Source organism: Streptomyces viridosporus, assembly GCF_002078235.1.
GTDB lineage: Bacteria > Actinomycetota > Actinomycetes > Streptomycetales > Streptomycetaceae > Streptomyces > Streptomyces viridosporus.
Window position 1 is genome coordinate 16,668 of record NZ_MSGP01000023.1, and the last position, 21,774, is coordinate 38,441.

The window sequence follows — 21,774 nt, forward strand, 5'->3', positions numbered from 1 at the left end:
CGTCCGCGGGACGTGCCGGTGGGGCGCCGCCCCGGTGGGCCGCCCCTTCGGCGCTCGGCGCCGATCATGCGAAAGGGCGGGGCCGGCCACCGATGTGAACCGTCCGTCGTTGCGGACGGTTCACATCGGTGGCCGGCCCCGCCGAACCGGTGCGGCGGGCGCCGCGTGGGGCTGGCGTGCCGCACCGGTCTCGCTCAGCGGATCCGAGCGGGTCTAGCAGGCGCCCAGGTCTTCCCAGACGTCGGCGGAGCCGGGCCGCTCGTTCGTCGTCCACCACTTGGCGCGGTAGGTGCGACCGTCGTGGGTGACGGTGTCGCCGCCGTGGTAGACGGTGCCGGTGCTCCAGACCGGCGCGGCGCAGGAGTCCGACCCGCCGCCACCGTTGTTGCCGCCACCGTTGCCGCCGCCGTTGTCGCCACCGCCGTTGCCGCCGCCGGCGATGTCGACGTCGATGCAGGCGTAGAAGGCGTTGTTGGTGTCGGCCACGTTCCAGACGGCCAGGACCTTCTGGCGGCCCTTCAGGTCACCGAAGTCGACCTGGTGGCTGACCTGGGCGGGAGGCTGCGCACCCCGGTCGTTGAACTCGGCGATCTTCCGGTCGCCGACGAAGTACTGCCAGGTGTCGGTGGAGTGGCGCGCAGTGAGCTTCCAGGTGAAGGTGTGCGATGCGCCGACCGGCGTGACCCGCCAGGCCTTGCGGTCGTCGTCGAGGTCGGCGAACTGGGCGTTGCCGCCGCTGCAGCTGCGCAGGCCCTTCGGGCCCTCGACGCTCTGCGGCTCGTACTTGATCTGGCCGCAGTCGACGACGCCCTGGGCGCACTGGTCCTGACGGCTGCCCGGGTCGGTCACCCAGCCGTGGGCGTTGGCCGTACCGGCCGGAAGGGTGATGGCGAGGAGGGGGGCGACCATGGCTCCGACAGCCAGGGACGCTCGCCTTTTCATGTCCATGTAATGACTCTTTCTTCGGTGTACATGAGAACCGGCCACGGAGCACGACATCGCTGACGCACACGGTGTGCACCGCATGTGTCCTGCGCGCCTCGCCGACGAGGCGAGGGCGGAGCGCGCGGTCGCGCCGCCGCGGCGGACACCACACTTCGCCCCGGCCCGTGAAGGCACCGGGACGCGGGCGAGCACTGGCCTAGACCTGTGCTCGCCGGTCTAGACCATAGCGGGGAACCGGGAACCGTCAAGTGCTCTTCACCCAAGGGAAGTTGACAACGACTGCGCCGACGGACCTCGGAGCATCGCTCCAGCGGCAGCGGAAACGACATACGGGCAGGTGAGGAGGGAGGAGGAGGACACCGACACCCGGTGGTGACCTCCACGTCCCCGTTGACGGGGGGTGGGGATGTTCACGCCCGACGGGACCGGGCCGTCGGGCCGGGCCGGGCCGGGAGACGACATCGTGGCGGTGTCGCCGCGGAGTTCACCGAGGCCGCCGGAGCGCACCCGTGCATCCATGGTGCGGCCCGCGCCGTGCGGGTCGACGGCGGCTACCGCCGGGAGCCGTCCCGGGGCCGACGTGCCGGACCGGCTCGGGAGGACTGGAAGACGGCGCACAAGGAGATCGTGGACCTCGGCATCGTCCCGGAACACCACGGAGACGAACCACCGGTCGTCGAGTACGTCTGCACGGTCGACTAGGCCGTCCGGAGGCATCCGGATGGTGATCCGAATGACCAACCCGGACGATGGTGCTCGAGTCCCGGCGCGGCACCAGGTCTCCTGATCCGTTGCGGGGACCGGATGCTCCGCGACGCCACCGCGAGGTAGGTGCCGCAGGAAGTCGGCAGGGGCTCGCCGGACGGCGCTTCACCCGTGCGGGGCCGCAGTGACGGTCGAAGTCGAAGGAGAACCCCGTGGATCCAGTTGACATAGGCCGGCGCCTACCGGCGGCGGAACTCTTCACGGTCGGCTTGAGCGTGCGTTCCGGTCGCGGTCACCGTCAGCGCTGGTGGACGGCCTGCGGCGTCAGGAGGTGATCACGTGAGGACTCCCTCCGGGGCCGGCGTCGGCTCGCGCCTGCGGGCCCTGCTGTTCACGACGAGCACCGGGAAGTCGCCGGCCGCCCTGGCGTTGATCCTGCTGGTCCTCCTCCCGACGGCGCTGCTGCTGGGTTGGTGGGGCCTCGAAGACCTCACCGAGGCCCTGACCTACACGGGACGCATCACCGGTGCCGTCCTCCTTCTGGTCTCGGCCCTCTCGCTGCTGGGCGCTGCCGCGGTCGTGGACCACTGGGGCCGGAACGTCTTCCCCTATTCCGGAATGGTCGCACTGATCGGCACGGTCGCGGCGTTGTTGGCCAACACCATGCTTCTGCTCGAGGCATTCAGGGACGGCGATTCCACGCTTTACCGGGCGCTGTTCAGCCTGCTCACGGCGGGTTCCGTAGGGGCCGTCTTCACGGTGTGGCGGACATCGGTCGTGATCCCCTCCCCGAAGCGGGTGGCCGCGGCACTGATCGTCTCCTCGGCTCTCGCGGTGGCCAATTTCGGCTACCAGCACCTCTACCAGCCGTCCCAGCACGGCGCCAAGCCCCTCGTCAGCATCACCGTGGGAGAGCCCGTACTGAGCAAGGACCGCAAGGAATTCGCCGTACCGGTCGACATCAGGATCGACAACCGCAGCGATATGGGCTTTTACGTGCTCGGCACCGAATTCCACGCCATGGGCGAGCAGGTGTCGCTCAGCCGGACGGACCGGCCCCGCGAGCAATGGCGTGCGGATGCCGAGACGTTCCGTGACTTCTACGTGCAACACCCACTCTCCCGAAGGGAGATCTACCAGCCCGGCCAGTTGGTGTTGGCGCAGCCATGGATGTCTGCCGGAAGATGGATCGAGGCGAACGACGCGTTCGCCACCCGAATGGTTGTGCAACTGCCCATCGACACACCGTATGACCAGTTGGCGCTCTACGCCTCCGCGCAATTGACACGAAAGGACCGGGGCGGTGTGGAGCAGATCCAGATAACGGGAAACTCCTGGAGCGGCGGCAAAATGCCCCAGTGGGTCACGAGGAACAAGAACTTCGACTCCGTCGCCTACCGCGGCCGGGTGTACGAAAACAATGCGATCGACCAGCACACGAGGGATCCCCGCTACGTGTCTGTCTACTGGCAGTTCGGCGCGCATGGCGCAACCCTGTCGGTATCCATCACGCGAAAAGGTGAGGAAAACCGCGTCCTGTCCAGAGCGGAAATAACCGAGACGTCGAACCGGTACGGCTTGGTCGGCGCCGAAACGGGTCCGATCAAACGGACCCTCTGGGACATCAAGGACAAGGTGTGACCGGCATGGCCGCACGGGGCACGCGGGAGCGCCGGTCCGATCGCTCCAGCCACGCCACGAGGGCGAGGGAACTGTTCACGCGGTCACAGGAGTAGGAGTCCCCCATGCCGAACTGCGCCTCCCTCACCGCCCGGCACAGCGTCTCGACGTCGAACATCTCCGTGATCAGCGGATGCCTCGCGGAGCGGCAGAGGTCGATGAGTTCGTCACCGTGGGTCCGCAGGCCGCGGGCGTAGAGCTGGTTGAAGGGGACCTTGGCCACCCGGCCACCGATCCGGGGCGGCAGCAGATCCGCCATCGCCTCGCGCAGTACCGCCTTCGGACGGCCCGGCTGGAACGCGGTCTCGGCGGGGAGGCGGCGCATCGTGGCGACGACCTCCGGGTCGAGGAAGGGGTGCGAGAGGAAGAACCCGTCCTGCCGTGCGCGGCGCCAGGACAGCGGATCGGGAGCGGCGAGGTAGTTGGCGGCCTCGTAGAGCGACTGTTCGGGCTCGCGCCCGAACACGAAGCGGCTCTCCGCGATACCGGCCTCACGGTAGCCGTGGGCCCGCGCGAATCCGGAACGCAGCCATGGGGGGCGGGCGAAGCCGCCGAGGCCACCGAGCACCGTTCCGCGGCGGCGGACGAGCGCCGTGACCCGTTCGGCGGTCAGCGGAAGAGTCGGCCGCACCACGTAGGCGGAGACGACGTCCCACAAGCCCCGCTCGCTGCCCGCGGCCCAGTCGCGTGCCTGCCTCGTCATCTGCCGGAGCCGTCCCGTGCGGGCCAGCCGGTGCAGGTGGAACGGGTTGGCGTCCACGATCGGATCGGCCCCGCAACCGGTCAGGAGGGTGTCACAGCCCAGATCCGCCGCAGCGGCATGGAGCCTGCTCCAGAACGGGGCGCGGAAGGCGTGCGCATGCGGCTCGTCCGGGTCTCCCGCGTGGTGCTGGAAGTCGTCGAAGTCGGCCACGTCGTCGGCGTCGACGATCACCGGGCGGGCGGCGGGCGCGTGCCGGCGGATCTCCGCCATCGCCTCGTCCAGGTAGGGCTGTTCGGCAGCGAGTTCTCCCCGTCCGAAGCGCCCGGCGAGCAGGACGAGGTCCCCGGGGCAGCCCTGTCCCGCGGCCGGCGGGCGTGCCGCGAGCAGCGCGACGCTGGTGGAGTCGGTGCCGCCGGAGACATGGCACGCCGTCACCCTGCCCATGCGACGCCCGACGGCGTTCTCCAAGGCGGTGCGCAGGTCCTTCGCGGCCCCGCCGAGGCCGGGTCCGTCCGCTGCCGGTACCGACGGGTCGTGGGCCCGACGGACGTGTCGCAGCGCCCGACCGCGCATCCGCCCCGTGAGCGAGAGTTCCACCACCTCGCCGCCGAGGACGCGGTGCACCCCGGCGAAGGGGGTGAGTTCCGTGTGGGGTTGCGCCATGTTCCCGGTCAGGTACCGGCAGAAGTAGCGCCGGTCCAGCTTCGCTCCGCCGCCCAGGTGGCGCGCCGAGGTGCTCACCGCGGTGACCCGATCACCGGCCTCCCTGAAGAACAGGGGAATGCGGGCCTGTTCGTCCCGCATCAGCAGGATGCGGTCGCGGCACACCAGGACGGCCGCATAGTCGCCGGTCGGCAGAGGTGGTACGGCTTGCGACCGGCCCCAGTCGTCGAGGAGGCCGCGCGCTCCCGCCACGCGCTCACGGACGGAGCCGACCCAGCCGGCGACCACCGCGGTCCCGGCCCGTGAGGAAACCGTCGTCACGAGCCCTTGCCGCGCCATGGCTTCGGCCGCCCAGAGCTTCGGGACGTCCCCGTGCCACTCGAGGCGGAGCGCTTCCACGTCACTGCCCTCCGCCGCCGACCGAGAGGACCGGCGCGAACGCGTGTCCGCGCGGATCGGCGTCGGGGATGCACAGGCCGGCCGAAGACGTCCAGGCGTGCAGGGCGAACGGGTGCTCGCGCACACCGACGTGGAGTACGGCCTCCAGGCCGCGCCGCCGTAACAGGACGAAGGCCGTCATGGCCTCGGCCTTGCAGTCGCCGTTGACGAACCAGCTTCTGCGACCGTGTGATCGCACTGCCCGTTTCAGCCGTTCGACGTCCTCCGTGGCGGCGGGGTCCGCACGGACGTAGGCCGGGGCCGCCAAGGACAGGAGCCGAAGGGCGCGCCCGAACCCCACGGTGCGGATCAACAGGTGCACTCCGCGCAGCCAGAGCCCGACCGCGGCGTCCGACTGCCGCCTCGGGCGGGCCGTCGCACACCCGGCGCGGAGGAGACCGGTGACGATTTCGGCGCGTTCCCCGGAGGCTCCCCCGGCGAACTTCCGGATGTCCGCCGTCGTCACCCCGAGGAAACGCGTCCGCCGCCAGTCCGCGATCAGCGCTCCGTCGGACATCCTGGTGACACGGCAGTGCGGTGACAGGATCCGCACCATGGCCACCAGGGCATCGGTGTCCTCTGCCGCGTCCTCTGCCACCGCACATCCTCCAAGGTCGGTCTGACACCGTTCCTGCGGCGGACCCGGCCCGACGTGGGGGCGGTGTCAGTACTGGTATCCGTGACCGTCGTAGTAGGCGCCGCTGTAGCCCCGGATCAGACGGCCGTTGCCGAGCAGGACGAGCCCATGCGGCATGCGACGCCGCAGCAGTCGGAGGAACATCGCCTACCTCCATAAATCAGGTAGTATCGATAAAATTTAGGTTACTCTTTCCTGGGTGTCCCGCAACCGGACTGCCGGCGCCCGCGCACCCGCGCTCAGTCGGCGGCGGCGCCGAACCACCTGGGCAGGTGGCCGAGCAGATCCGCCTGGTCCTCGCCGGCCCACGCCACGTGACCGTCCGGCCGCAGCAGCACCGCGGGCACGTCCAGTTCCTCGCTGACGTCGACGACGTGGTCGACGCGGTCCGCCCAGCCCGCCACCGAGAGCCGGCCGGTCCGGTCGAGCAGCAGCCCGCGGCCGCCGCGCATCAGCTCGTAGAGGCGGCCCCGCTTCAGCCTCACGTCCCGCATCCGCCGGCCGAGCAGTTCGTGGCCTTCGCCGAAGTCGTAGCGGACCTCGACCGCGGTGATCATCCCGGTCACGTACCGGTTCACCTCCTCGAAGTCCATCAGCCTCGAGAACAGCTCCCGCAACGCGGTCGCCCCCGGATCGGTCCCCAACAGCGTGATCTGCGCGCGGGTGTTCTCCAGCACGCGGGCGCCCACCGGGTGCCGTTCGGCGTGGTAGCTGTCCAACAGCCCTTCCGGAGCCCAGCCGTTGACCACGGCGGCCAGCTTCCAGCCGAGGTTGAACGCGTCCTGCACACCGAGGTTGAGCCCTTGCCCGCCGGTCGGCGGGTGGATGTGCGCCGCGTCGCCGGCCAGCAGCACCCGGCCGACCCGGTAGCGCTCGGCCTGCCGGGTGGCGTCGCCGAACCGGGAGAGCCAACGCGGCGCGCGCGCACCGAAGTCGGTGCCCGCGACGGCCCGCAGCCGCTGCCGGAACTCCTCGAGGGTCGGCGCGGTGGCACGGTCCTCGGCCACACCGTCGGCGGGCACGACGACGCGGTACACCCCGTCCCCGAGAGGAGCGGCGCCGAACCGCAGCTGGGTCCTGCGGACCTCCTCGACGACGGCGGCGACGGTCGCCGGGTCCTCGGTCAGCTCCATCTCACCGAGCAGCGTCTCGACCTTGGCGGGCTCGCCGGGGAAACCGACGCCGATCTCCTTGCGCACCAGGCTGCGGCCGCCGTCGCACCCGACGAGGTGGCGCGAGCGCAGCCGCGTGCCGTCCGCCAGCTCGACGGTCACCCCGTCCTCGTCCTGGCTCAGCCCGACCACCTCGCAGCCGCGCCGGATCTCGGTACCGAGTTCCAGGGCACGCTCCTCGAGCAGCCGCTCGGTGACCGGCTGCGGGGTGGCGACGCCGTACGGGTGGGCCGTGTCCAGCCGGTCCGGCCACGGCTTGACGATGCCGCCGAAGAGACCGCCGACCTGGAACTTCTCACTGACCGCGAGGAACCGGTCCAGCAGACCGCGCTGGTCCATCAGCTCGACGCTGCGCGTGTGCAGGCCCTGCCCGCGGGACTGCCCGGTCGGCTCGGTCAGCCTCTCCAGCACGACCACGCGCACGCCGTGCAGCCGCAGTTCGCAGGAGAGCATCAGTCCGGTCGGCCCGCCGCCGACGACGATCACGTCGATCATCACCACACCCCGTTTCCACAGATTCCGGTCACGGCCGGTGATTCTCCGGCACGACCGGGGCCTTGCCGCAAGGCCCCCGGTGCGCTATATGTTGAGAGTGGCAAGGAGTGAGTGACCTCCTTGCCTTTCTCTTTTCCCGCGTCTTCCCGCGCCTTCCTTCGCCTTCCTTCGTCTCTTTCCTCGCCCTTTTTCTTTCGCCGTCCGCCGCGCAGGCGCCCGGCCGCGCCACGATCGGCCCGGACGTCGCGATCGACTCGGACGTCGCATTCGGCCCGGACATGGCGGAGCCCGGGAGTCGTATCCAGCTCCCGGGCCCCTGGGGATGCCACCCAGTTGCGCACGCCGGCGGCGTTTAAGAGGACGGATCAGTCATCATGCCGTCGTGTTCTTCCGTTGAACTACCGCACCAGGCAAGAGGTGCAGACGAGAGTCGAACTCGCATCCGACGGCGTTCGTCCGTCCCCGGTCGATCCGGCGATCGGCGGCGATGCTGAGACTGGAGCGAGAGTCTGAGATTGACCGCGGCTGCCTCTGCCGTGTTGGGCCACCCCGGCCCGGTGTCGGGCTGTTGTGCCGGGGGAAGGACTCGAACCTTCACTGTCACCGCTTCTTCAGGCTGAACTTCAGTGTCAGCTTGCGCTCATCACGCGAACCGGTCCTCAATCCGGCCCGCGCCTGTCGCGCACCCCCGCGCTCGCACGCGGGGGCGTTCGTGGATGTTGCTCGCGGCCGGTGTCAGCCGAACAGGTAGCCGAACACCGCCTCGCCGACCCGCTGGTCGGTGACCTCGGCGCCGTTGGCCTCCTCGCGGGCGAACTTCACCGCCTGCTGGAGCTTCTCGACCCGCTCCACCAGTTCGTTCACCCGCCGCGCCGGGAGCGCCCCGGAGAACTTCACGGTCGTCCAGTACCCGATGGGCACGTCCTCGTAGTACACCTCGACCTGCGCCGGGTGCTTGTCGGTCGCCTCCGCCTTGACGTGGTTGCGCGGGACCTTCTTGGTGCGGATCGTGCGCACCGGGTCCGTCTTCCACCAGTCCGTGGACGGGTCGCGGGACCAGGACTCGGCGGTGTCGAGCGTGGGGAGCTTCCTGACGAAGGTGTGGAGGTCGGTGAGCTGCTTCTCCAGGAACAGCAGGTGGCTCACCGGGACGTCGGCGAGGATCGTCCGCCCGTCGACCGTGACGTCCGCGCGGGCCGTGCAGTTCGCCCAGTCCTTGGTGGCGGTCACGTCGAACAGCCGGGTCAGCGACGCGGACATCTCCCGCAGCACGTCCTCGGCCTGCACCTGCACCCGCGTGGACTCGGGCGGCAGTTGCTCGCCCTCCTCGTCCTTCGGCTGGTACGTGCGCGAGATGCCGGACAGCAGCGCCGGCTTCTGCACCTTGTGGTGCGCCGCGGTGATGTCCTGGAGCGACTTGCTCTTGACGCCCTTTTCGACAGCGATGATCTGATTGAGCTTCGCCACTGGGCCCCCCTTCGAACAAGCGGGAACGTACCCCACCCGATGGCACGCGTGCATTCCTTTTATCCCGAGGGGGCGTGCTGCGGCCGGTCACGTACGCGGCCCGGATCTCGGAACCCCGGTGATCGCCGGGGGCCCGGGGAGGCGCGGCGCGATGTGGGCAGACTCCTTCCGGGGAAATCCGCTCGGCGGGTCCACCCCTTTCCTCGGCCCGCCCTTCCCCTCGGCGCACACCGCTCGCCCGGGCGGAAAACCCACGGGCCGTTCCCGGCCCTTCTCAAAAGATCCCCCTTTTCCGTGCTCACACGGCCGGCTTTTCTGTCAAGGGCGACGTTTCCCACATCCGGGGGCCCTTGAGCAGCACCCCTGACCAGTGAGGGCGCGGTGTTACGGTGGATATCGCCAGCTCTCAACGTCTGAGGTCGGAGAAATGAGTAATCGGCTCGTCGTCCAAGGCGCCCGCCGGCACCATTCCCCTGACGCGTCCGTCGTCCTGTCCCGGGAATCGCCGATCGCATTCATGCAGAATTCCGGATCCGAAAACCCGACGGAGACCCGATGAACGCCACGAACGCGCCGACCCCCGAGGGCCTCCTGCTCGCCGAGGACGACGAGACCGACGCGCCCGCGCCCCGGCTCTCCTCCGACCTCGGCACGGCCGACCAGGTCAAGGACTACCTCCGGCTCATCTCCCGGGTCCGACTGCTCACCGCCGAGCAGGAGGTGGAGCTGGCCCAGCGCATCGAGGCCGGGTTGTACGCCGAGCGGCTGCTCGCCGAGGAACCGGTCCTCGACCCGCGGTACGGCCGGGAACTCGGCCTCCTCGCCGAGGACGGACGCCGCGCCAAGAACCACCTCACCGAGGCCAACCTCCGCCTGGTGGTGTCCGTCGCCAAGCGCTACACGGGGCGCGGACTGCAGTTCATGGACCTCATCCAGGAGGGCAACGCCGGACTCATCAGGGCCGTGGAGAAGTTCGACTACACCAAGGGCTTCAAGTTCTCGACCTACGCCACCTGGTGGATCAAGCAGGGGATCACCCGGGCCATGGCCGACCAGAGCCGCACCATCCGCATCCCGGTGCACGCGGTGGAGGTCATCAACCGCGTGGCACGGGTCCGCCGCGAACTGATCCGCGCCACCGGCACCGAGCCCGCCCCGGAGGACGTGGCCGAGCGGGCGTCGATCACCGTGGAGAAGCTGGCCGAACTCGACGCGTACGCCAGGGAGCCCGTTTCCCTGGACCTTCCCCTGTCCGAGGAGGGCGGCGGCGAGTTCGGCGACCTCATCATGGACAGCGACTCGCCCTCCCCCTGGGAGGTGGTCGCCTTCGGGCACCTCCAGCGCGCCGTCCGGAGCGTCCTGGCGGACCTGAGCCCGCGCGAGGCCGGCGTCATCTCCCTGCGGTACGGCCTCTACGGCGAGCGGCCGCGGACCCTGGAGGAGATCGGGCAGGTCTACGGCGTGACCCGCGAGCGCATACGCCAGATCGAGTCCAAGACGATGAGCAAGCTCCGGCACCCCGCCCGCTCGCACGCGCTGCGGGACTACCTCACCGACGCGTGACGCGGGCCGGCGGACGAGCCGGGCCGCACACCGGGGGCAGCCGGATCGGCGCGGCCGCGTGCCGGGGCGGGTCCGGCCCGCCCCGGCACCGGGCTGCGACGTCCGACCTCCGACGGGGAACCGACGGCCCGACTCCTTCGAACTCCTTCGAGCTCCTTCGACGCGTGGCCGGGCGTGGCCGGGGCGGTCGAACGGGGGATTGACCACCAGCCCGCCTGGGCACATCCCCCGTGACGAGCCGCTCACCGGCGGTGAAGGAACCACCACGAGGGGGCAGGAGACCGTGGAGGGGCAGGGGGAGCCGTCGTTGAGGACCCATGGATTCGAGCAGTTCCGATTGTCGGAGGAGTTCGAACCCACCCTCGTCGACACGTGGTACGAGGATCTGAAGGCCGAGTTCGCCGACCTGCCGCCGGACCCGTACGGCGACCCCCGGCTGAACCGCTACCGCCGGCACTCCGCCGCGGTGCTGCTCCCCTGGGAGGGCAGGCTGCACTGGATTCCGAAGACGCACCACGCGCGCCACGGCACGGTCACGCGCTACTTCCAGGGCGGGTACAACCCGGAGCACCGCGATCTGGACCGGTGGTTTCCCGCCGTCTCGCAGCGGACGGAGAACAATCCCCTGCTGGAACGGATCGTCCTCTTCGACTTCACCCAGACGTGGTGGAGCGAACGGGAACGTGCCGCTCCCCTGCACGTGGGCGTGCACCTCATCAAACTCTCCGTCGCGGAAGGGGACGGTTCGGCCGTGTCGTCACCGAACTTCCTGCACCAGGACGGTGAGCCCTTTCATTTCGCCCATCTGGTCTACAAGAAGAACGCGGTGGGCGGCACCAACTACGTCGCCGACGCGGCCTGCGCGGGCGCGCAGCCGGGCGATGTGCCCGCGCACCGACTCCGGGCCGTCTTCGACCTGGAGCAGCCACTCGACTCGTACGGAATCCACGACGAACGCGTCAGTCACCACGTCGATCCCATCCGCCGGGGCGACGAGCAAGGACCGGGTGAACGCGCCGTGGTCCTCGTGGACATCACACCCATGACGAAAGTGATGTGACTATCTAATAAGCCGTCAGCTCCCTTTTTCACAGCAGGAGTTGGCACGATCGACGGCTCACTGAAGGCATGGCACGGCCCGATACAATCGCGCCCGCCGCCGCCCGGCCCGGACGGTGGCGCGTCGTCGCGCCCACGTCCTCTCCTGGGCTGTCCGGAGGTGAGAGCCATGTCCATCTCGTACCTGTTCAGCACCTACCACGTGCCGCCGGACGGCTTCGTCGACCGCACCAGAGAGGTCAGCAGACTCCTCAACTTCATGGAGTCGGGCTGTCGGGTCTGCACGGTGTACGGACTGGGCGGCGTCGGGAAGAGCGCACTCGCCTACCGGCTGGCGCAGACCGGGGGCACCTCGTCGCGCCGCACGATCTGGGTCTCCCTCACCAACGCGCCCCCGGCCGACGCATTCCTGCACGGGCTGCTGTCGCTGTTCACCGACCGGGACACCGCGTCCCCGGGGACACCGCTGGAACAGCTCATCACCTGCCTCGACGACGAGCCGTCCCTCATCGTGCTGGACAACCTGGAGGTCCTCCTCGACTCGGAGCGGTTCTCCGGGGAGTTCCGGCCCGGGTACGAGGAGTACGGCACCCTGCTGCGCTGCCTGGCGTCCGAACCCCACCGCTCGACGGTACTGATCACCTCGCGTGAGAACCCGTCGTTCCTGCGGGAGACGAGCGCCAGCGTGCGCGCCATGCACCTGCAGGGCCTGCCCAAGGTGCCGGCCCGGACGCTCCTGGCCCGGCGCGGCCTGCGCGGCGACGTACGGCTGCGCCGGGACCTCGTCAGCAGGTACGACGGCAACCCGCTGGCCATACAACTCGTCTCCGACCTGATCCTCGACATACACGACGGGAGCATCGCCCGCTTCGTGGAGTCCGGCGAATTCCTCTTCGGGGAACTGGAAGGACTGTTCCACCAGCACTTCGAACGGCTGACGCACGCCGAGCGACTGGTGCTGTTCCGGCTCGCCGCGGCCCGCCGCCCCCTCACGGTCCGCGAGATCTCGGCCGAACCGCGGATCGGCACCCCGTCGTCCGCGGCGACGCTGCTGCAGCGTCTGCGGCGCAGGTCCCTGGTCCAGGAGAGCAACGGCTCCTTCTACCTCCAGTACATGATCCAGGAGTTCGTGACGGCACGGCTCAACCTGGCCTGCGTCGAGGAGGTCCGCACCGGCGAACCGGACGTGCTCACCCGGTTCGCGCTCGTGGACGCCGCCATGCCGGAGCACGTACGGGAGGCCCAGCGCCGCTTCCTGTCCCAGCCGATCATGAACATGCTGCAGGACCGGCTGGGCTCCGCCAGCCAGGTCGCCCCGCGGCTGCTCTCCCTGCTGGACGCCTCCCGCGTCGGCTCGGAGGCGTACGGCACGTTCCTCGCGGCGAACGCCCTCTCGATCCACCACGCGTGGACCAGCGACCTCTCCGGCCTCGACCTCTCCCACCTGGTGCTGCGCCAGGTGGACCTGTCCGGCATCCGGCTCTCGCACGCCACGGCCCGGATGACGGAGTTCTCCGGATGCCGCTTCCCCGGCGTCTACCACTACGTCTTCGGCATGGACTTCTCGCCGGAGGGCAAGGCCGCGGCGATCGGGCAGAGCGGCGGTTCGGTCCTGCTGGTCAACGTGCCGGACGGCACGCCGCTGCGCACCCTCCCGTGGGAGGCGGACTGGATCAGGGCCGTGGCCTTCTCCCCCGACGGCGGACGGCTCGCCTGCTCCGACGAGAAGGGCCGGCTGCGCGTGTGGGACCTGGCCACCAACCTCCCCACCGACTATCCCGGCCACGACCGGCAGACCCGCAGCCTGGTCTTCTCGGCCGACGGGCGCGTCCTGTTCAGCGCGGGCGAGGACCGGCGCATCCTCGCCTGGTCCGTCGAGCCCCGGGCGAGCGAACCACGGGTGCTGTGCGCGATCGACGCGGAGATCTGGGGACTGCACAGCGCGCCGGCTTCGACCCTCATCGCCGCCGCCTGCGACGAGGTGTGCGTACGCATGTGGGACACCGCCACCGGCGAGGAGGTCTCCCTGGAGGGGCGCGCGCCGGTGGCCGGCCGGTGCCTGCGCTTCTCCACTGACGGCAGGCACGTGTTCGTCGGATGCGACGACGGCGCGATCCGGGTCTGGAACACCGAGAGCCGCAAGCTCGTCGGCACCCTCCTCGGACACACCTCGTCGGTGTGGGCCGTCGCGGTGACCCGGAACGCCTCCGGGGAAGTGCTCATCACCGGCAGCCACGACGAGACGATCCGGGTGTGGAACATCGCCGACCCGTCGGCCGCGCGCTGCGAGCGGGTGATCAACAGCCTCGACGGCCCGGTGTGGCCGGTCTCCGCCGACAGCGAGGGGCAGTACTTCGCCACCGTCGGCCGCAACTCCACCATCCGTTTCTGGGACACGGCCGACGCCGAATGCCTGGAGGTACTGGCCGGCAGCTCGGGGACGGTACTGAGCGTGGCGTCGTCACCGGACGGCCGCTTACTGGCCTCGGGGGGCCACGACCGACTCGTGCGCCTCTGGGACGCCGCGACCGGCGACTGCCTGGCCGAACTGGGCGGCCACACGGCGGGGGTGCGGGCGGTCGCGTTCCGCCCGCAGGGCAACGTCCTGGCGACGGCGAGCGAGGACTGGGACGTACGCCTGTGGGACCTGCGGACGAACCAGCCGTCCGCGGTGCTCACCGGTTCGCGCAACTGGCTGTGGACGGTCGCCTTCGAACCGAACGGGCACAGTCTGGCGGCCGCCGGCGCCGACGCCGTCATCAGGATCTGGGACATCCAGGGGCGGGGCGGCGTACGGGCGTTCACCGGGCACGAGGCACGGGTACGGGCCGTCCAGTACACCGGGGACGGACAGCGTCTGGTGTCGGTCGGGGAGGACGGGCAGACCCGCCTGTGGCAGGTCGCGAGCGGCGGCTCCGAACTCCTCGGCACCGTCGAGGGCCACGTCACCAGTGTGTGCGTCCTCGCCGGCGACCTGTGCGTGACCGGGAGCAGTGACGGGGCGCTGCGCCTGTGGGACCTGACCTCCCGGACGCTGCTCCGCCAGGCCCGGGCGCACGAGGGCGCGGTGCTGGCCCTGCTGGCCGCGCCCGGCGGGAACACCTTCCTGAGCGCGGGCCAGGACGGCCACCTGCGGGTGTGGGGGCAGGACGGGCTGCGCCTGCACGGGATGTCCCGCACGGCCGCCGGCACGGTCCGCTCCCTCGCCTGGCACTCCGACGGCGCGTACGTGGCGGCCGCGGGCGGCGACGAGGCGATCCGCCGTTACACCTACCCGGACCTGGAAGAAGTCGAGCCCTTCCGGGTGCCCAGGCAGTTCGAGGGCTTCGACATCAGCGGCTGCCAGGGCATCACCCCCGCCGAGCACCACTCGCTCGTCGCCCTCGGAGCGATCGACTCGCCGTCCGTCGCGAGGCCGGCCGTCCCCCACCGCACCACGCGTCCCGCACCGCGGCACGAGGAGCCCCGGGCCCCGAGGGCGCTCACCAGGCCGGCCCGGATGTTCATCTCGTACTCGCACCGTGACGACGAGTTCCGCTCCCAGCTGGAGAAGCACCTGAGCACTCTGCGCTACCGCGGGCTGCTCGACTCCTGGTCCGACCGGCAGATCCGGCCGGGCGACGACTGGGCGGGTTCGATAGACGAGAACCTGGAATCGGCCGACATCATCCTCCTGCTCGTCAGCGCCGACTTCCTGGCCTCCGAGTACTGCCGGGACGTGGAGATGCGCAGGGCCCTGGAGCGGCACCGGGAAGGGACCGCGCGCGTCGTCCCCGTGGTGCTCCGCGCGTGCGACTGGAACGGCTTCCCCTTCGGCTCGTTCCAGGCCCTGCCGCGGGACGGCCGGCCGGTCACCGCCTGGCCGAACCCCGACGAGGCCTTCACCGACATCGCCGTGTGGCTGCGCACGACGCTGGAGGACATCGCCCAGTCCCACCGACCCGGCGGGACCACCACGGAACGGAGCCAGTCTTGACCCTCGCCTTCTCCGACACCCGGGCCCCGAGCGCGCTGCTCCTGATCGATCCGGAGGAGGTGCCCGAGGACCTGCGTCCCCGCCTGGAGTCCCTGGTCCGCGCGGTCCGGCACACCGACGGCCTGCCGGAGCGCGCGGACGGCGTGGAGATCCTCGTCACCGCCAACCGCGACCTGAGCGGACCGGTCCTGGAGAAGCTCCCGGACCTGCGGCTGATCGTCACCACGGGCACGGCCTACGACTACGTGGACCTCGCCCACTGCGAGGCGAACGGCATCGCCGTCTGCAACACGCCCGGCTACACCGGCTCCTCGGTGGCCGAGCACGCCATCGCGCTGTATCTGGCCGCGAACCGTCACATCGTCGCGCTGGACCGGGAACTGCGCACCGGCGCGGACACCGGCGGCCACCTCGCGCTGGAACTGGAAGGCAGGACCGCGGGAGTCATCGGTGCCGGCGACATCGGGGCGCGCATCCTCGCCATCGCCCGGGGCTTCGGGATGCGGGCACGGTTCACCAACCGCAGCCCCAGGACCGTGCGGGGCGCGGAGCAGGTCGGCCTCGAGGAACTGCTGCGCACGTCCGACGTGGTCTTCCTGTGCCTGCCGCTGACGCAGGAGAGCCACCACCTGCTGAATCGCGACACCTTCGCCCTGATGCAACCCCATGCCTTCGTCGTCAACATCTCCTCCGACGAACTCATCGATCCCGACGCGCTGGCCGAGGCCCTGCGCAACGGAACCGTGGCCGGGGCGGGCCTCGACGTCATCGGTTCGGCCGCCCCGTACACGGGGCTGCCGAACACCGTCCTGACGCCGGCCCACGGCTGGTACACGGCGGAGGGAGTGCACCGGCGGGCAGCCACGTGGATCGACACGATCGCGAGCGCGCTCGCGGGCCGACCGGCCCACCGCATCATCTGACCCGGGGGGACCAGAATGATCATTCCGCCTGCCCAGATACTGGGACTTCACCGCGGCCTCGACTCCACCTCACGCACCAACCGGACCGGACGCTTCCTGTCCGGCTGGCAGACGACGCACCCCTTCTCGGGCCACTACCTCAACGGAACGGAGAGCCTGCCCCAGGGGCTCTCCACGCTGGAGAACTACAGCTTCCTCTCCGACTCGGCCGCGCTCACCGACTCGATCACGGCGTTCCACACCGCGACCGACGGCGTGACCTACCCGGGTGACGGCGTGTACGTGTCCAGTGGATCGAGCCCCCTGCTCCTCGGCTTCTTCCTCGCCCTGCGCGAGATGGGCGTCGAGGAGGTCTGCTACGTGCCTCCGGTCTACTACACCTGTTACTACTTCTGCGGCGCACTGGGCATACCGATGCATCGCATCGGCGACGGCCTGCTGCACGGCGAGCACACCGAACTCGAGCTTCCGGAACGGCGCTCGGCGCTCATCCTGTGCGATCCGATCTGGGTGTTCGGCACCACGGTGCACCCGCGACAGATCGAGCGGATCGCCGAGTGGCAGCGCCGCACCGGGTCGTTCGTCCTGGTCGACGGCACGTTCCAGTACGCGCGCTGGGACCGCTCCTCGCGGGCCGAGCCCACCGCGCGGCTGGAGCAGGACCTGACCTTCCGCATCGTCTGCCCGACCAAGAGCCTGGCCGTGCACGGCACCCGGTTCGCCTATCTCCTCCTGCCCCCGGAGTTCCGCGAGTCGATCCGCTACGCGTGCGCCAACACCACCGGCGCCACCGGTGCGGCGAACGAGCACTTCGCCCTGCGGATCATGGAGGTGATGCGCTCCGAGGGGTCCAACGACGCGTTGGTGGAGCACATCCAGCGGGAGCGGGAGCGGCTGCTGGCGACCGGGGTGATCCGCTCGGAGGCCGCGCTCCCGGAAGCCGGTTACTACACCTTCGCGGTCCTGGACCAGGCGGCGATGAAGGACGCGATCGTCATGGACCAGCGCTTCTTCGGCATCGAGGGCTTCGCCGACCACGTCCGGGTGAACCTCCTCTACCCCGGCTGGACACAGCCGTAGGTCCGGGCCGCCGGACGGGCCCGGGTCCGGCCGAGGCCGGCCCGGGGGCCCTCCTGCCCGAGGGTCTCTCCCGCCCGGGGCCCGAGGTGCCGCGCGGGGTGTCTCCCGGGGCTCAGGCGGTCCGCGACGCCTGCCACATCGTGTGCTCGCGGCTGATGGCGTCCTCCGCGTCCTTGACCGCGTCGCCCCAGGACTCCTCGGAGTGCGGCGCGGCCAACCGGACCCGCACCACGGCGAGTTCCTGGGCGGTCACCGTGTAGGCACGGCTCAGGGTGGAGTGCTGGCGGGTCTCCAGCCAGGCCGCGGCGGCGGCGACCACGGTCGCGGCCAGACCCGCGAGATCGACCTCCAGCACCTCCGTCGCCCGCAGGGTGGCGAACAGCAGCCCGACCGCCTCGCCGGACAGCATCACGACCCGCCAGAGCACGGCGCGGCGCCGGTGGTAGTGCGCCTTGGCCAGGTACCACGCGTGCTGGCCCTCGAGCCGCCCCCGCACGTACGCGCGCTGCCGCGCGTCAAGGGGGGCGGACCGCAGCGCCCGCATGCGCTCACCCACCTGGACGCCCCCGTCCGGGAGCAGTCCCGCCTCCGGGCGGGCGGTCGTGAGCAGCTCCTCCAGCCGGGAGGAGAGAAGCTCGTCGGCCCGTCCGTCGGCGTCCGTCCCGGCGCCGATCCGGAACGGCGCGCCCCCGACCGCGTACTTCCACGCCAGGGTCTTCGCGGACTCGGCCAGGGCTCGCCCGTCGTACCAGACGCGTTCCGGACCGGTCTGGATCAGGACGACCTCGGTGATGATGCTCGCGCACAGGGCGACGGCGGCCAGCAGGGCGGCCCAGTCGATCCGAACGTCGCCGAAGTGGACGGACGTCAACGAGCCCAGGGCCGCGACCAGCACCAGCGCGAGCCGGAGGCGGGTGCCTGCGAGGTAGTGGCGCTGTCCGGCCAGCGATCCCCGGTCGGCCGCCTGGAACAGGCTCGGCAGATCCTCCTCGCGCAAGCCTGCGTCCGCATGATCGGACACGTCCCGCCCCCTCCCCCGTCGCCACGCACCGACGCTCCGTCCGTCAACAGCGTGGTCGGCGAAGGCCCTGCTGTCCAGCGGGAGTTGATCCGGAAAGGCCGCGGGCCGACGCGGGGTCCCGGGAGCGACGTCACCGCTCGGGGTGCGGTCCCCGCCCACGGCGGGGGCAGACGAGTCGGGCTGTACGCCGGGTTCTGTTCCCCGGGGTCCTCGCGGGCCCCGGGGCGACGGCCATCCATCTAGGACCGGTGTCGCCACCGGCCTCGTGCGGTCTACCCGCGGACTCGGGCGGGCAGCCCTCGAACGTCCGCGCAGAGCGCTTTTCACGGCGCTCCTCTTGACCTTGCTCCGGGTGGGGTTTACCTAGCCGCCTGAGTCACCTCAGGCGCTGGTGGTCTCTTACACCACCGTTTCACCCTTACCGGGGACCGAGGTCCCCGGCGGTCTGCTTTCTGTGGCACTGTCCCGCGGGTCACCCCGGGTGGCCGTTAGCCACCACCCTGCCCTGTGGAGCCCGGACGTTCCTCGGGAAGCCCCTGGGGGCTCCACGCGGCCGTCCGCCCGGCTCGTCTGCCGTGCCGACCATGCTACCCGGCGTGGGAGCCGCCTCCGCTGCGCGGCCGTGGCGGGACCGGACCCGTCAGGATCGAGGACCGGGCCCGTCAGGGTCGGAGGGGGCTCCGGGGTCCGGGGCGAGAGAGCGCCCGCCGGCAGGGCGTCCGCCCGCGGGAGCGGCCCGCGGGCCGTGGCAGTCGTCTCACGCCCCTCCTCCGGCCGCTCGCCGGACCGGGGCGTCGGCCGACCACCTGTCCGTGGGACCGGGAGCCGTTCCCCGATCGCGGCGCAGGACCGCGGGCCCCGTCGGACGCCACGGCTGTCCGCTTGACCCTGCCGCGACGTCAACGTCTCTACTGATCCCATGCGGATCGGAGAACTCGCCGCCGCCGTCGGCGTCACCACGCGGACCGTGCGGCACTACCACCATCTGGGGCTGCTGCCGGAGCCGGAGCGGCGGGCCAACGGCTATCGGGACTACACCCTGCGGCACGCCGTCGTGCTGGCGCGGATCAGGCGGCTGACCGAGCTGGGGCTGGGGCTCGCCGAGGTGCGGGACGTCCTCGCGGACGACGCCGGGAAGGACCTCGTCGAGGTGCTGACGGAGCTGGACGAGGACCTGGCGCGGCAGGAGGCGGCGCTGCGGGACCGCCGGGAGCGGCTGCGGGCGCTGCTGGAGTCGGAGGGCGGGGCGGTCCCCGAGGGGCCGGTCTCGCCGGAGCTGGCCGCGCTGTTCCAGGACATGGGGCACATGACGGACTCCCCCACGGCCGCCAAGGACCGGGAGGTGCTCGCGCTCATCGAGACGGCGATGCCGCCGGAGGAACGGGAGCGGATGATGGGCCTGCTCGGCGGGGTCGTGGGCGCGCCGGGCGGGGTGGAGCGGGCGCTCTCCCTGTACGGCCTGCTCGACGCGCTCGCCGACGCCGCACCGGACGACCCGCGCGTGGACGAGGCCGCCCGCGCGCTCGCCGCGTGCGTACCCGCCGAGCTGATCCCGGAGGGGACGTGGATCGACCAGGGGCACAGCTTCCTGCGCGCGCTCTACGCCGACTTCGCCCCGGCCCAGGCGGAGGCGGTCCGCCGGGCGCTGCGGATCGCCGCGGAGGGACGGTCGTGAGAGGGGCGGTCGTGAGAGGGGCGGTCGTGAAGGGCCCGCGGATCGCCCGGGTCATCGCCCGGCACGAGCTGCGGCTGCTGGTGAGCCTGGTGCTGTGGGGGGCGCGGCGCACCCACGGGGTCCGCGGCGGGAGGGCGTTCGGGTACGCGCAGGGGCAGGCGGCCGTGATGTTCGGGCTCGCGTTCGTGTGCGTGGTCGAGACGGTGGTGATGTCCGTGCTGCTGAGGGACTGGCCGACCGTGCACGCGGTGGTGCTCCTGCTGGACGTGTACACGGTCGTCATCGTCGTCGCCCTGCACGCCGCCTCCGTCGTACGCCCCCACGTGCTGGACGCCCGCGCGCTGCGGATCCGCCGGGCGACCCACGTCGACCTGCGGATACCGCGGGAGCGGATCGCCTCCGTCCGGCGGGAGACGCGCATGACCCACGAGAAGGCCGACGGCGAGCTGCACGTCGACGTCGGCTCCCGGACGAGCATCACCGTCCACCTCACCGAGCCGGTCACCCACGTCACCTTCTTCGGCCGCCGCCGTGAGGTCCGCGTGGTCCGCTTCCACGCCGACGACCCCGACGGGCTGGTCCGGGCCCTGACCACCGGGGAGCAGGCCGGCGGGCGGCCCGGGGGGCACACCGCGCAGGCGTAGGGCGCGGGCGTCGTACTCTGGCGGCCGGGTTCCACCGAAGGAGTACGTGTGCTTGTCCTGCTGCCGCCGTCCGAAGGCAAGGCCGCTTCCGGCCGCGGTGCCGCGCTGGAGCTCGGGTCGCTGTCGCTGCCCGGGCTGACGGCCGCCCGGGAGGCCGTCCTCACCGAGCTGGTGGACCTGTGCGCCGGCGACGAGGACAAGGCGCGCGAGGTGCTCGGGCTGAGCGAGGGGCTGCGGGGCGAGGTCGCGAAGAACGCGGAGCTGCGGACGGCCGGCGCGCGGCCCGCCGGGGAGATCTACACCGGGGTGCTGTACGACGCCCTGGACCTGGCCTCCCTCGACGCGGCGGCGAAGGAGCGGGCCGCGGCCTCCCTGCTGGTCTTCTCCGGGTTGTGGGGGGCGGTCCGGGTCACCGACCGGATCCCCTCCTACCGCTGCTCGATGGGGGTGAAGCTGCCCGGGCTCGGCGCGCTGGGCGCGCACTGGCGTGCGGCGACGGCCTCCGTGCTGCCCGAGGCGGCCGGGAGCGGGCTGGTGCTGGACCTGCGGTCGGCGGCGTACGCGGCGGCCTGGAAGCCGAAGGGCGAGACGGCCGCGCGGACGGCGACGGTGCGGGTGCTGTACGCGCCGACCCGGAAGGTGGTCAGCCACTTCAACAAGGCGACCAAGGGGCGGATCGTCCGGAGTCTGCTGACCGCCGGGGCCGCTCCGGCGGATCCCGCCGAGCTGGTGGAGGCGCTGCGGGACCTCGGGTACGAGGTGGAGGCGGCGGCGCCGGCCAGGGCGGGGACGGCCTGGACGCTGGACGTGCTGGTGACCGAGGTGCACTGACACCCACCGCCCTCTCGTTGCAGTGTGCGCAACGACCTTTGCGGAGAGCGCTTCGGTGCGGGCAGGATGCCGCCATGAGCTCTCCCCTGCCCTCCCC

Annotated in this window: 16 protein-coding genes and 1 other RNA gene; 10 read left to right on the forward strand and 7 right to left on the reverse strand. The window is 71.2% G+C overall.

Annotated features, from left to right (window positions below):
• Positions 1 to 213: 213 nt before the first annotated feature.
• Positions 214 to 948 (reverse strand): lytic polysaccharide monooxygenase, encoded by a 735-nt coding sequence (locus B7L92_RS01865; protein WP_081235753.1) that lies wholly within the window; start codon positions 946 to 948, stop codon positions 214 to 216.
• Positions 949 to 1,479: 531 nt separating this feature from the next.
• Here B7L92_RS01865 and B7L92_RS40510 point away from each other — a divergent pair.
• Both B7L92_RS40510 and B7L92_RS01870 read left to right on the forward strand, forming a co-directional pair.
• Positions 1,480 to 1,647, forward strand: a complete 168-nt coding sequence (locus B7L92_RS40510; protein ID WP_159460990.1) for a hypothetical protein — start codon at positions 1,480 to 1,482, stop codon at positions 1,645 to 1,647.
• 342 nt (positions 1,648 to 1,989) lie between these two features.
• Positions 1,990 to 3,291 carry a hypothetical protein gene (locus B7L92_RS01870; protein WP_081235754.1) on the forward strand — a complete coding sequence of 434 codons (1,302 nt, stop codon included), beginning with the start codon at positions 1,990 to 1,992 and terminating at the stop codon, positions 3,289 to 3,291.
• Here the strand turns inward: B7L92_RS01870 and B7L92_RS01875 are convergent.
• The 4 genes from B7L92_RS01875 to B7L92_RS01895 all read right to left on the reverse strand — a co-directional run bounded on the left by B7L92_RS01875 (position 3,275) and on the right by B7L92_RS01895 (position 8,905).
• Entirely contained in the window at positions 3,275 to 5,095 is a 1,821-nt protein-coding gene (locus B7L92_RS01875; RefSeq protein WP_081235755.1) for an asparagine synthase-related protein, read from the reverse strand. The two genes, B7L92_RS01870 and B7L92_RS01875, sit on opposite strands and share 17 nt — an antisense overlap.
• 1 nt (position 5,096) lies before the next feature.
• Positions 5,097 to 5,732, reverse strand: coding sequence for a lasso peptide biosynthesis B2 protein (locus tag B7L92_RS01880; RefSeq protein ID WP_081235756.1), 636 nt, complete (start codon positions 5,730 to 5,732; stop codon positions 5,097 to 5,099).
• Positions 5,733 to 6,010: 278 nt separating this feature from the next.
• A complete protein-coding gene (gene rox / locus B7L92_RS01885; RefSeq protein ID WP_081235769.1) occupies positions 6,011 to 7,438 on the reverse strand; it encodes a rifampin monooxygenase in 1,428 nt (475 codons plus the stop codon).
• Positions 7,439 to 8,173: 735 nt separating this feature from the next.
• The gene (locus tag B7L92_RS01895) at positions 8,174 to 8,905 is read right to left on the reverse strand and encodes a DUF7873 family protein (protein WP_081235758.1); all 732 of its coding nucleotides are present in this window, start codon (positions 8,903 to 8,905) and stop codon (positions 8,174 to 8,176) included.
• Between the two features lie 555 nt (positions 8,906 to 9,460).
• Between B7L92_RS01895 and B7L92_RS01900 the strand changes: the two genes are divergently transcribed.
• From B7L92_RS01900 to B7L92_RS01920, 5 genes are all read left to right on the forward strand, one after another.
• Positions 9,461 to 10,468 (forward strand): RNA polymerase sigma factor, encoded by a 1,008-nt coding sequence (locus tag B7L92_RS01900; protein WP_081235759.1) that lies wholly within the window; start codon positions 9,461 to 9,463, stop codon positions 10,466 to 10,468.
• 307 nt (positions 10,469 to 10,775) lie between these two features.
• The gene (locus B7L92_RS01905) at positions 10,776 to 11,528 is read left to right on the forward strand and encodes a 2OG-Fe dioxygenase family protein (protein ID WP_174703911.1); all 753 of its coding nucleotides are present in this window, start codon (positions 10,776 to 10,778) and stop codon (positions 11,526 to 11,528) included.
• Between the two features lie 168 nt (positions 11,529 to 11,696).
• Complete coding sequence (locus tag B7L92_RS01910; RefSeq protein ID WP_255310711.1) at positions 11,697 to 15,503, forward strand: TIR domain-containing protein; 3,807 nt, start codon at positions 11,697 to 11,699, stop codon at positions 15,501 to 15,503.
• Positions 15,500 to 16,426 (forward strand): 2-hydroxyacid dehydrogenase, encoded by a 927-nt coding sequence (locus B7L92_RS01915; protein WP_081235762.1) that lies wholly within the window; start codon positions 15,500 to 15,502, stop codon positions 16,424 to 16,426. The genes B7L92_RS01910 and B7L92_RS01915 overlap by 4 nt, the downstream gene beginning before the upstream one ends.
• 15 nt (positions 16,427 to 16,441) lie before the next feature.
• Positions 16,442 to 17,506 carry an aminotransferase class I/II-fold pyridoxal phosphate-dependent enzyme gene (locus tag B7L92_RS01920; RefSeq protein WP_081235763.1) on the forward strand — a complete coding sequence of 355 codons (1,065 nt, stop codon included), beginning with the start codon at positions 16,442 to 16,444 and terminating at the stop codon, positions 17,504 to 17,506.
• 112 nt (positions 17,507 to 17,618) lie between these two features.
• Here B7L92_RS01920 and B7L92_RS01925 read toward each other — a convergent pair whose 3' ends face one another.
• Both B7L92_RS01925 and rnpB read right to left on the reverse strand, forming a co-directional pair.
• On the reverse strand, positions 17,619 to 18,527 hold the full coding sequence (locus B7L92_RS01925) for a DUF4231 domain-containing protein (RefSeq protein ID WP_255310712.1): 909 nt from the start codon (positions 18,525 to 18,527) through the stop codon (positions 17,619 to 17,621).
• Positions 18,528 to 18,694: 167 nt separating this feature from the next.
• Positions 18,695 to 19,096: RNase P RNA component class A (rnpB, locus tag B7L92_RS01930), an RNA gene on the reverse strand.
• Positions 19,097 to 19,446: 350 nt separating this feature from the next.
• Here rnpB and B7L92_RS01935 point away from each other — a divergent pair.
• From B7L92_RS01935 to yaaA, 3 genes are read left to right on the forward strand one after another with little or no spacing between them, the layout of a single operon-like run.
• Positions 19,447 to 20,202, forward strand: a complete 756-nt coding sequence (locus B7L92_RS01935; RefSeq protein ID WP_081235765.1) for a MerR family transcriptional regulator — start codon at positions 19,447 to 19,449, stop codon at positions 20,200 to 20,202.
• 11 nt (positions 20,203 to 20,213) lie between these two features.
• Complete coding sequence (locus tag B7L92_RS01940) at positions 20,214 to 20,846, forward strand: hypothetical protein (RefSeq protein ID WP_255310713.1); 633 nt, start codon at positions 20,214 to 20,216, stop codon at positions 20,844 to 20,846.
• A 48-nt stretch (positions 20,847 to 20,894) separates the two neighbouring features.
• The gene (gene yaaA, locus B7L92_RS01945) at positions 20,895 to 21,677 is read left to right on the forward strand and encodes a peroxide stress protein YaaA (protein WP_081235767.1); all 783 of its coding nucleotides are present in this window, start codon (positions 20,895 to 20,897) and stop codon (positions 21,675 to 21,677) included.
• The last annotated feature ends 97 nt before the right edge of the window (positions 21,678 to 21,774 follow it).

Excerpts from the sequence above, each read along its gene's own strand:
- B7L92_RS01865 (WP_081235753.1), bottom strand. The coding sequence starts at position 948 with ATGGACATGAAAAGGCGAGCGTCCCTGGCTGTCGGAGCCATGGTCGCC.
- rox (WP_081235769.1), bottom strand. The coding sequence starts at position 7,438 with ATGATCGACGTGATCGTCGTCGGCGGCGGGCCGACCGGACTGATGCTC.
- B7L92_RS01900 (WP_081235759.1), top strand. The coding sequence starts at position 9,461 with ATGAACGCCACGAACGCGCCGACCCCCGAGGGCCTCCTGCTCGCCGAG.
- B7L92_RS01910 (WP_255310711.1), top strand. The coding sequence starts at position 11,697 with ATGTCCATCTCGTACCTGTTCAGCACCTACCACGTGCCGCCGGACGGC.
- B7L92_RS01920 (WP_081235763.1), top strand. The coding sequence starts at position 16,442 with ATGATCATTCCGCCTGCCCAGATACTGGGACTTCACCGCGGCCTCGAC.
- B7L92_RS01935 (WP_081235765.1), top strand. The coding sequence starts at position 19,447 with ATGCGGATCGGAGAACTCGCCGCCGCCGTCGGCGTCACCACGCGGACC.